The organism is Petrotoga halophila DSM 16923, assembly GCF_002924615.1.
In genome coordinates this window covers 1-9943 of the sequence record NZ_JALY01000122.1, presented here as the reverse complement: position 1 = coordinate 9943, position 9943 = coordinate 1, and the positions used below count along the sequence as shown (strand labels likewise).

The following is a 9943-nucleotide window of genomic DNA, read 5'->3' as shown; positions in this document are numbered from 1 at the left end:
AGCGGGGGAAGGGCGCTATATATAATGTTTTAGGGATTCAAAAAGTAGAACATTAAATTAAAAGGAGGAAATTCTAATGTACGATGTTGTTGTTATTGGATCAGGACCAGGTGGTTATGTGGCGGCAATAAGGTTATCACAATTAGGAAAAAAAGTTGCCGTTATTGAAAAAGAAAATCTTGGTGGAACTTGTACCAACAAAGGTTGCATACCCACAAAAGCAATGTTAACCTCTTCACATCTTTACGAAGAGATTTTAAAAAAATCGAACAAATTAGGCATAAAAGTGGGTGAAGTGACATATGAAATAAGCGAAATAATGAAACATATGAAAAAAGTTGTTCTACAATCTAAAAAAGGTATAGAATATCTATTTAAAAAAAATCATATCGAATTAATACAAGGTACAGCTGAAATAACAGATAAAAATCATATAAAAGTTGGCGATAAAACAATAGAAACGCAAAACATTATTTTAGCTCATGGTTCTGAGCCAGTGGTTTTTTCACCCTTCGATAAAATTGAAGGAATTTGGACAAGTGATGATGTATTTACGATGGAGCATATGCCAGAATCGATTTTGATAGTTGGTGGAGGGGTTATTGGTGTAGAATTTGCTACATTTTTTGCAAGTTTAGGTAAAAAAGTCTATGTCGTAGAACTACTCGAACATATTCTGCCCAATGAGGATAAAGATGTATCAGAAGAAGCAAAAAAATCTTTGGTTAAAAAAGGTGTGGAAGTCTTAGAAAAACATAAGGTTCTAGACATTCAAAAGAATGAAGATTCATATGTATCAAAAATCGATTTCAACGGTGAAACCAGAGAAATAATAAGCTCAAAAATTTTACTTGCTGTGGGGAGAAGGCCTGTTATAACTCAAGATGTTAAAAATTTAGGTGTAGAAATAGAAAAAGGTGTTAAGACAGATTCCAAAATGAGAACAAACGTTGAAAATGTATATGCAGTAGGAGATATAAGGGCCCATATTATGTTAGCTCATGTGGCTATGAATGAAGGGATAGTAGCCGCCCACAATATCGCAGGTGAAGCCAAGGAAATGGATTACAGTGCTGTTCCAAACATTATTTTCTCTAATCCAGAAATAGCGACCGTAGGTCTAAAAGAAAAAGAAGTAGATTCTGAAAAAGTTATCGTTTCAAAATTTCCTGTATCTGCTAATGGTAGAGCGAGAACTATGGAAGAAAGAGATGGTTTTGCAAAGATAATAGCTGACAAGGAGAGTAAAAAAGCATTAGGTGTAGCTATTGTTTCACCGAACGCTACAGATATGATTATGGAAGGAGTTTTGGCTGTAAAGTATGGGATGAGTGTAGAGCAACTAACGAATAGTATACATCCTCACCCCACTTTGACTGAAAGTCTGCTTGGTGCAGAAGAAAGCGTGGAAGGATTAGCCATACATATTTAGACAAGGTCGTTAATAAAAAAAGTTTCATTTTTCAAAAAGCGTGTTAAGAGGAGGAACTTTTCTTGTGAGTGCATTTTCCAAAGAAATAGCGGATAACTATGATAATTGGTATAAAAGTCCTCTAGGTACATTCGTTGATGAAATTGAGAGAAAGGTTGTTATGGATTTAGCGAAACCACAAAAAAATGAAAAGGTACTTGACTTAGGTTGTGGAACTGGAATTTATAGTTTGTTATTTCTAAATATGGGTTTGAAGGTAACAGGCATCGATCAATCGGATTTTATGTTAGAAAAAGCACGAGAAAAAACAAATGAAATCAATTTTATCAAAGCGGATGCATATAATCTGCCTTTTCCAAATGAAAGTTTTGATTTGGTTGTTTCGGTAACAATGTTCGAATTCTTAGATGATCCCCAAAAAGCTGCATGTGAAGCTTATAGGGTTTTATCTTCGGGGGGAAGATTAATTATTTGTGTGATTGGTGCAAAAAGTACTTGGGCAAAATTGTATAGGGAAAAAGCAAAAACAGAAGATCAATCACCTTACAAAGCAGCTAGGTTTTATACGTTGGAAGAAGTCTTAAATTTTATACCAGAAGTTTCATATACTGATTATCAATTAGCTTTACACTTTGATCCTGACGCGGATCTAAATAATAAGGAACTCCTCTTAAAAAGGGAAATGGAAGGTCAAAGGAAAAAGGAAGATACGGGAGGTTTTATCTGTGTTAGATGGGACAAACAATGAAACAAAAAAAGTATGTGATTTTTCTTGTTCAATGGCACTTTACCCTCTTGGAACAGACGATTACGTGAGAATAATAAGTGATGCAATTATTAAATTGCGAGAGTTAAAAAATATAGAAATTACAGTAGGAAAGATGAATACAGTTGTGAAAGGGAGTAAAGAAGATATATTCAAAGCTATGAACCTTATCACTGATGAAGCACAAAAAAGAGGTTCTTTTGCCTTGAATATAACTATTTCCAATGTTTGTGGCTTGACATAATCGAGGTTAGGGATTTCTATAAAACTAAAGAAAATTAAAAAAATCCCACCGCATTGGTGGGATTTTACTAATTTTTATTAGGGTTTGTTGTTTAGAATTTTTTCAATTTCTTCCATTACACTATCTGTAAGTTTTTCTTTTATTTCGGAAGCTTTTACGTTTTCTCTTACCTGTTCTGGCCTGCTTGCACCAGTTATTACGGTGCTAACGTTAGGATTTTTCAATATCCAGGCAAGAGCAAGCTGAGCCATTGTAGCACCTAAATCGTTAGCTATTTTTGTCAATTTTCTGACTTTTTCGATATTTTCTTGAGATAATAGTCCGCCTTTTTCGAACTCTTCTCGTAAGTTTTCAAATTTTGCAAGTCTACTGTCTTGAGGAATTCCATCGTTGTATTTTCCAGTGAGCACCCCGCTGGCTAACGGGCTCCATGTTGTTAATCCCAATCCATATTTTTCATAAAGAGGTTTAAATTCTTTCTCAACCTTATTTCTAACAAACATGTTATATTGAGGTTGTTCCATTGTGGGAGGAATAAGATTTCTTTTATCCGCTATTTGATAAGCTTCTTCCAATTGTTCCGCACTCCACTCGGAAGTTCCCCAATAAAGAGCTAAACCGTTTCTTATTATGTAATCCATTGCGAATACTGTTTCTTCAATGGGTGTTGTTGGATCTGGTCTGTGGCAAAATATAAGGTCAACATAATCAACTTGTAGCCTTTTTAGAGAGTTCCATGTTCCTTCTAGAAGATGTTTCCTTGATACCCCTCTATCGTTTGGGCCTTTTCCACCCCAAAATATTTTTGTGGAAATTACAAGATCTTCTCTTCTATACTCTTTTATTGCCATTCCCATAAGAGATTCAGAAAGACCATTAGCGTAAGCTTCAGCGTTGTCAAAAAAGTTAACACCGTTTTCATAAGCTGTACGCAAACATGATTTGACCCCTTCTGTGTCGAGCTGATTTCCAAAAGTTAGCCAAGATCCAAATGAAATTTCACTTACTTTTATACCAGCTTTACCAAGATTGTTATATTGCATAATCTACCTCCTCTTTCTTCTTTAATTATACCCTATACTATTTTACCATATCTTATTGTTATTTTTTTATTTCGCATTAGAAAGGTATGTTTCTAAAAACTTTTTATTTGCTTTTGAGTACTGTTTTATATTATAATTATTGATAAGATAATTAAAAATAAAGGGGGAAAAATTCCATGTCATTCAAAAGCATAAGAGGAAGGATAATTGTAATTATCGTTGTAATTTTTGTTTTATTTGGGGCAGCGATTTTTTTCAATATTTTTTCTTTGGTAAAGTCCAACGATGGTTTGGGTAGTTATAGGGATTTATCTGAGGTAACGAATCAGATCTCCGAAATAGAAGACAACTTTTTTGGAGCTGCTTTAGCCTTCAAAGATTATGTGATTAACTACGATGAACAAACAAAAGAAACTTTTACTCAAAATATCAACGCGGTTCAAAGTTTCTTTACAGGTGAAACTACCGATTCAACACTTGTACAAAACATAATCACAAAGATAGAGGACTATGAAAATAATTTTAATCAAATTGTTCAATTAAATGAAGAAAAAAATAGACTCGCAAGTCAGGATTTTAAAGATATATCAAATGAATTACGCCAACTTATTACCGATTTTAAAACTTTAGCCCAAGAGAATAATGTTTCAACCCTCGTTTTTTACGCTGATAGTTCAATTAATATATTGGATAATATAGATAATTTATCTTCCATGTATTTTTCATCCAAATCTCTTGGCGATAAAAACAATGTTTTAAATGCTTTCAATGAATTGGATTCTCAACTTTTGATTATGCAATATGGATTAACCTCTGACGAATTAACTGAACTGTTCAACAATATGAAAGACATGGTCGAACAGTTCAAAAACACCTTTGATCAAATAGTCACAGCGATAGAATCCCAACAGCCCATAATCGGGCAGATGGAACAAGCAAGGGTAGAGATAATAAACCTGTTAGAAGAACAAAGAAATAAATTAAAGGTCCAACAAGACACCCTAGGACCATCACTCATAGAAGAAAACAATCAAGCAATAACCTTGACAGCCATCCTAACCGTAGTAGCCTTCGTAGTATCGATAATCATGGTCATCTATCTAATAAGGAGTATAACGAAACCACTGTTAGACTTCAAAAACAAGATAAACCAATTCAAAGAAGGAGACCTAACGATAAATTTTGAAAGTAAAAGCAAAGACGAGATAGGTCAGATGGCAAACGCCCTATCAGAAATGAGTAAAGAATTAAGAAGATCCATGGGGTCAATAAAACAGGCATCGGACAAAGTAGAAAACGCATCAGAAAGTCTAACACGATCATCACAAGAAAGCAGGAAGAACTCAGAAGAACTCAAAAACCAGATGGACAAGATACAAACAAGTACGGAAGAAACGGCAGGAAACGTAGAAGAAGTGACCTCAGGTGTAGACGAAGTAGCAAGGGCAGCACAAGGTGTATCCCAAGACGCACAAAGACTAAGTGAAGAAGCAGATGAAACAAGTAAAGCTGCAGAAGAAGGAAGCAAAACGATAGAAAGTATAAGTCAAGCTGTGAAAGAAGCGGTAGAAAGGACAAAAGAAAGTCAAAAAGAAGTAGAAACACTCGCAAGCAACGCCAAGAACGTACAAAGTATAGTAGAAACGATAAACTCGATAACGGAGCAAACCAACCTGTTGGCACTAAACGCAGCGATAGAAGCGGCAAGGGCAGGGGAAGCGGGAAGAGGATTTGCGGTTGTAGCGGATGAGATAAGGAAGTTAGCGGAAGAATCAAGAAATGCAACGGATGAAATATCAGAAATACTAACCAACATAACGCAAGGAACGAACAAAGTAAACGAATCGACGAACAAGGTAGTAGGAACGATAGGAGAAATAAACGAAAAGATGGAGAATGTACAGAAAAGTTTCAATCGTATAAAAGAAAGGATAGAAAGGATGGACCAAGGGATAGAAAACATGACGGCAAGTGCAGAGGAACAAAGTGCGAGTGCACAAGAGATGAGCACAGCGATGGACAGGGTAGCGAAAGCGGTAACAGAAATAAGTGAACAACTAGAAAGGTCAAGAAGTGTAATAGACGAACAAGTAAAACAAGGGATAGGGATAAACGAAGAAGCGAAAGAGTTGAGTGAATTAGCCACAGAGTTAAAAAGATTAGTTGGAAGTTTTAAGATATAAAATTTTGCTGCTTTATGCAAAATGATTTGTTCACAATGCCTTAGAAATATTTTCCAAAGTTTCGTTTGCTACGCAAAAGATGTTCTTAAATGTTAACAAATAAAATAAAAAGGTGAGAAAGTTGAATATATTAGATTTTAGAGAAGAAGTAAAGAAAAAAATCAAAGAATTAGAAAAACAACTAAGTGATCCAGATATTACTAACGATATCGAAAAATTAAAAAAATTAGGGCAGGAGCATTCTAGACTCTCAGAATTAAATGCACTATTTGAGAGTTACGAACAAAGTTTACAAGACATAAAAGCGTTAAAAGAAATGTATGAAAGTAACGAAGTCTCTGAAGAAGAATATCAGTCAATGCTCCAAGATTTGGAGGAAAAACAAGAAAAAACAAGAAAAAAAATCATAGAAGGTTTAGTTTCTCAAGATGAGTATGATGAGAGAAATATTATCATGGAGTTAAGAGCTGGTACCGGTGGTGATGAAGCAAGCCTTTTTGCTTCTGAGTTAATGAGAATGTATCTACGGTATGCTGAAAGAAAAAATTGGAAATATGAAGTTCTTGATCTAAACGAAAACGAACTTGGTGGAATTAAAACCGCCATACTAAAAATAAAAGGTCAAGGTGCTTACAGAAGATTGAAATATGAAAGTGGGGTGCATAGGGTACAAAGGGTACCTCAAACAGAATCTTCTGGAAGGATACACACCTCGACTGCCACCGTTGCAGTGTTACCGGAAGCAACGGATATAGACGTTCAAATAAATGAGAACGATCTTAGAATAGATACCTATAGAGCAAGTGGTGCAGGTGGTCAGTACGTTAACAAAACGGATTCTGCCGTTAGAATAACCCATCTACCAACTGGGATCGTTGTGACTTGTCAAAATGAAAGATCCCAACATCAAAATAAAGAAAAAGCTTTAAATATACTAAGGGCAAAACTTTTTGAGATAAAGTTAGAAGAGCAGCAATCTCAACTTATCCAAGAGAGAAAATCACAAATAGGTACCGCACAGCGAAGCGAAAAAATAAGGACATACAATTTTCCACAAAATAGGGTTACAGATCATAGAATTCCATATACCACTCATAGAATAAACGAAATACTTGATGGAGATTTAGATGAAATAATAGATAAGTTACTAGAAAAAGATCTAATAGAAAAACTTGAAAGTTTGACCTTATAAATTAAATTATTGTTAGAGGTGATTAAATGGTGAGAATAACTTTTCCAGATGAGTCTGTTCAAGAATTTAAAGACGGAATTACCCCTGCAGAAATTGCTAAAGGTATATCCGAAGGGCTGTACAGAAAGGCCATAGCTGCAGAAATTAACGGTGAATTAAAAGATTTGAATAACCCTATAGTGCAGGATTCAACTATTAAATTAATAACTTTGGATGATGAAATAGCCTCAAAAATATATCGACATACGATGGCTCATATAATGGCTCAGGCGGTGGTAAGGGTTTTTGGGAAGGATAGAGTCAAACTAGCTATAGGGCCGGTTATTGAAAATGGGTTTTATTACGATTTTGATATTGAAGGGTATAACCTTTCAGAGGAAGATTTTCCAAAAATAGAAGAGGAAATGAAACGGATTATTAAAGAAGATATAAAAATTGTTAGAAAAGAAGTAAGTAAAAAAGAGGCTATAGAATTATTTAAGGATCAACCTTATAAACTGGAATTAATAGAGGGATTAGAAGAAGACACTATTTCAGTTTATTTTCAAGGGGATTTCTATGATTTGTGCAGGGGACCTCATCTCCCTTCTACCGGGTACGTTAAATACTTTAAGCTTCTATCCGTATCTGGAGCATATTGGCGGGGAGATGAAAAGAACAAGATGCTCCAAAGAATATATGGTACCGCCTTTCCCAAAAAGGAACAACTTGACGATTACTTAAATATGATTGAAGAGGCAAAAAGAAGAGACCACAGAAAATTAGGTCCAAAATTGAATTTATTCATGTTACAATCTGAGATGGCTCCTGGTATGCCTTTTTTTCTACCAAATGGTAGGATTGTTCTAAATGAATTGATGTCTTACTCCCGGCAAGTTCATAAAAAATATGGATACGTAGAGGTAGAAACGCCTCAAATCATGAATATCAAATTATGGCATCAATCTGGACATTGGGATCATTACAAAGAGAACATGTTTTTCACTGAGAAAGAAGATATGCCTATGGCGGTCAAACCGATGAATTGTCCAGGGCATATATTGATATATAAAAACAACTTCGTCAGTTACAGGGACTTACCAATAAGATTGTTTGAATTTGGTAAAGTTCATCGCTACGAAAGAAGCGGGGTTTTACATGGCCTTTTTAGAGTCAGAGCTTTTACTCAAGATGATGCTCATATATTCTGCATGCCGTCACAAATGGAAGAAGAAATAATAAAAGTTATACAGCTAACAAACGAAATATTTTCAACATTTGGTTTTAAATATGAAGCCATCTTAAGTACGATGCCCGAAGATCATATGGGAGATATTGAAAGTTGGGAAAGGGCTACAGATGCTTTGAAAAAGGCATTAGAAAAGAGCAATATGGAATATAGAATAGACGAAGGAGAAGGGGCTTTCTATGGTCCCAAAATAGACTTTAACGTTACAGATTCGCTTGGAAGAAAATGGCAATGTACCACGATTCAGCTTGATTTTCAGATGCCTGAAAGGTTTGAGATGGTATACGCAGATGAAAACGATGAACAAAAGAGGCCAGTTATGATTCATAGAGCAATATTTGGATCTTTAGAGAGATTCTTTGGTATTTTAATAGAAAACTTTGCTGGAGAGTTTCCAACTTGGCTTTCTCCTGTTCAAGTTTCGATTCTTCCCGTTTCTGAAAAATTCAACGAAGAAGCCAAAAAATTTTCTCGTGTTCTAGAACAAGAAGGTATTAGGGTTTACGTAAATGATTCTGATGCTACTGTGGGATACAAGATAAGAAGTGAACAGATGAAAAAAGTGCCATATATGATAGTTTTTGGAGAAAAAGAAATGAATTCAGATACTATAAATATAAGAACTCGAAAGGGCGATAACATAGAAAATGTTTCAAAAGAACGTTTCATTGAGGAAATTAAAAAAGAAATAAAGAACAGAAATTTGGACTTAACTTTTTAATTTAATAATACAGATTTATAAAAGGCGCCTAGAAAAAGGCGCCTTCAATATTTTAGGTTATTTAATTGAGATTATTTTTTTCGTCTGAGTTCCTTTTTCTTTTCTTTTCTAAAACCTCTTTTGCTTGATTATAATGATATGAACCCTCACGTAATAAAACGCTTCCGCAATTTGGACATCTTTCATCTTGACAAGGAACGCCTGGTGTATGAGGTTTTTTATACCCACATTTTACACAAACACAAAAACCTCCCCCACCCATGCCTCCTCCTTCTCTTCGCATAATTAAACCCTCCCAACGGTATTTTTAAAATTAAGTTATTCTTTCTTTTTTAGAATCTTTTCACATTTGTCAATGAAGGTATCAAGAACTTCTGATTCCATCTTAATACCCTCAAGAGCGTATCTGAGATACTCCAATCCCATTGGCGTTATTGTGTAAACCTTGACAGGGGGACTCTTAGAAGTATCCCAACTTGAAGTTATATATCCGCTTCCCTCTAACTCTGAAAGTATTCTGTATATTCTGCCCATCTGACCAATACCTTCGATTGTTTCCACGCCCATTTCATCCAATTTATTGGCAATTTCATAACCATAAGTTGGGTTTTCGGCAATGATTAAAAGAATAAAATTAGCTAAAAATCTACCCTTGCCTCTCCACCCTTTTCCTCTACCTCTTTGGTAAGCAGACATTCTTTAAACTCCTTGATCATGAAATTTCGATTTCACCGTATAATCTCGATCTTTTAAATTGTTAGAAGAAATTGCTTCAATTATTTCTTTTAAAGTCCCATCTACTCCTCTTATAACCTGAATATTAAGATTTTCAAAAACATTTATCGCTTTCATTCCAATCCCTCTGACTACCATTAATTCTACACCTTTTTCATGCATGTATTGAGGGATCTCTCCTGTTGAATGATTTTCCAAAGGGTTCTTTTCTATTTCATAGCTGTATTCTTTATTTTCTTTCAAATCCACAAAGGCGAAGTAAGGAGCATGCCCAAAATGTTCACTGATTCTTGAATCTTCACCTATATTTTCTATCAATGGAATAGCTATCTTCATTTTTTCCCTCCTGTAGTTTTAAATATTAGTGTCTTTAGAAACTTTATTTAGCGCCCCTTCGCC

General features: G+C 34.9%; 10 protein-coding genes. 6 read left to right on the top strand and 4 right to left on the bottom strand.

Features of this window, described 5'->3' with window-relative positions; translation table 11 throughout:
- Nucleotides 1-76: 76 nt before the first annotated feature.
- From lpdA to AA81_RS05720, 3 genes are all read left to right on the top strand, one after another.
- Nucleotides 77-1432, top strand: coding sequence for a dihydrolipoyl dehydrogenase (lpdA, locus tag AA81_RS05730; RefSeq protein ID WP_103898494.1), 1356 nt, complete (start codon nt 77-79; stop codon nt 1430-1432).
- Nucleotides 1433-1496: 64 nt separating this feature from the next.
- Nucleotides 1497-2180: a class I SAM-dependent methyltransferase gene (locus AA81_RS05725; RefSeq protein WP_169926370.1), complete on the top strand. Its 684-nt coding sequence runs from the start codon at nt 1497-1499 to the stop codon at nt 2178-2180.
- Nucleotides 2158-2442, top strand: coding sequence for a YkoF family thiamine/hydroxymethylpyrimidine-binding protein (locus tag AA81_RS05720; protein ID WP_103079424.1), 285 nt, complete (start codon nt 2158-2160; stop codon nt 2440-2442). The genes AA81_RS05725 and AA81_RS05720 overlap by 23 nt, the downstream gene beginning before the upstream one ends.
- Nucleotides 2443-2519: 77 nt before the next feature.
- Here the strand turns inward: AA81_RS05720 and AA81_RS05715 are convergent, their stop codons facing one another.
- Entirely contained in the window at nt 2520-3485 is a 966-nt protein-coding gene (locus AA81_RS05715; RefSeq protein WP_103898493.1) for a potassium channel beta subunit family protein, read from the bottom strand.
- A gap of 176 nt (nt 3486-3661) precedes the next feature.
- Between AA81_RS05715 and AA81_RS05710 the strand changes: the two genes are divergently transcribed.
- The 3 genes from AA81_RS05710 (at nt 3662) to thrS (ending at nt 8809) form a co-directional block, all read left to right on the top strand.
- The gene (locus tag AA81_RS05710; RefSeq protein WP_103898492.1) at nt 3662-5668 is read left to right on the top strand and encodes a methyl-accepting chemotaxis protein; all 2007 of its coding nucleotides are present in this window, start codon (nt 3662-3664) and stop codon (nt 5666-5668) included.
- Nucleotides 5669-5795: 127 nt separating this feature from the next.
- Nucleotides 5796-6860: a peptide chain release factor 1 gene (gene prfA, locus AA81_RS05705; RefSeq protein ID WP_103898495.1), complete on the top strand. Its 1065-nt coding sequence runs from the start codon at nt 5796-5798 to the stop codon at nt 6858-6860.
- 26 nt (nt 6861-6886) lie between these two features.
- Nucleotides 6887-8809: a threonine--tRNA ligase gene (gene thrS, locus AA81_RS05700; protein WP_103898491.1), complete on the top strand. Its 1923-nt coding sequence runs from the start codon at nt 6887-6889 to the stop codon at nt 8807-8809.
- Between the two features lie 61 nt (nt 8810-8870).
- On the opposite strand, the gene AA81_RS05695 is transcribed toward thrS, so the two are convergent.
- Genes AA81_RS05695 through AA81_RS05685 form a run of 3 tightly spaced genes read right to left on the bottom strand, consistent with a single transcriptional unit; the run spans nt 8871 to nt 9880 of the window.
- Nucleotides 8871-9092, bottom strand: coding sequence for a ferredoxin (locus AA81_RS05695; protein WP_103898490.1), 222 nt, complete (start codon nt 9090-9092; stop codon nt 8871-8873).
- Between the two features lie 35 nt (nt 9093-9127).
- Entirely contained in the window at nt 9128-9505 is a 378-nt protein-coding gene (locus tag AA81_RS05690; protein WP_103898489.1) for a PadR family transcriptional regulator, read from the bottom strand.
- A 3-nt stretch (nt 9506-9508) separates the two neighbouring features.
- Complete coding sequence (locus tag AA81_RS05685; RefSeq protein ID WP_103898488.1) at nt 9509-9880, bottom strand: NifB/NifX family molybdenum-iron cluster-binding protein; 372 nt, start codon at nt 9878-9880, stop codon at nt 9509-9511.
- Nucleotides 9881-9943: the final 63 nt, after the last annotated feature.

Bases quoted from the DNA above. Each gene is read 5' to 3' on its own strand.
- lpdA (WP_103898494.1), top strand. From the start codon at position 77: ATGTACGATGTTGTTGTTATTGGATCAGGACCAGGTGGTTATGTGGCG.
- AA81_RS05710 (WP_103898492.1), top strand. From the start codon at position 3,662: ATGTCATTCAAAAGCATAAGAGGAAGGATAATTGTAATTATCGTTGTA.
- AA81_RS05695 (WP_103898490.1), bottom strand. From the start codon at position 9,092: ATGCGAAGAGAAGGAGGAGGCATGGGTGGGGGAGGTTTTTGTGTTTGT.
- AA81_RS05685 (WP_103898488.1), bottom strand. From the start codon at position 9,880: ATGAAGATAGCTATTCCATTGATAGAAAATATAGGTGAAGATTCAAGA.
- thrS (WP_103898491.1), top strand. From the start codon at position 6,887: ATGGTGAGAATAACTTTTCCAGATGAGTCTGTTCAAGAATTTAAAGAC.
- AA81_RS05690 (WP_103898489.1), bottom strand. From the start codon at position 9,505: ATGTCTGCTTACCAAAGAGGTAGAGGAAAAGGGTGGAGAGGCAAGGGT.
- AA81_RS05715 (WP_103898493.1), bottom strand. From the start codon at position 3,485: ATGCAATATAACAATCTTGGTAAAGCTGGTATAAAAGTAAGTGAAATT.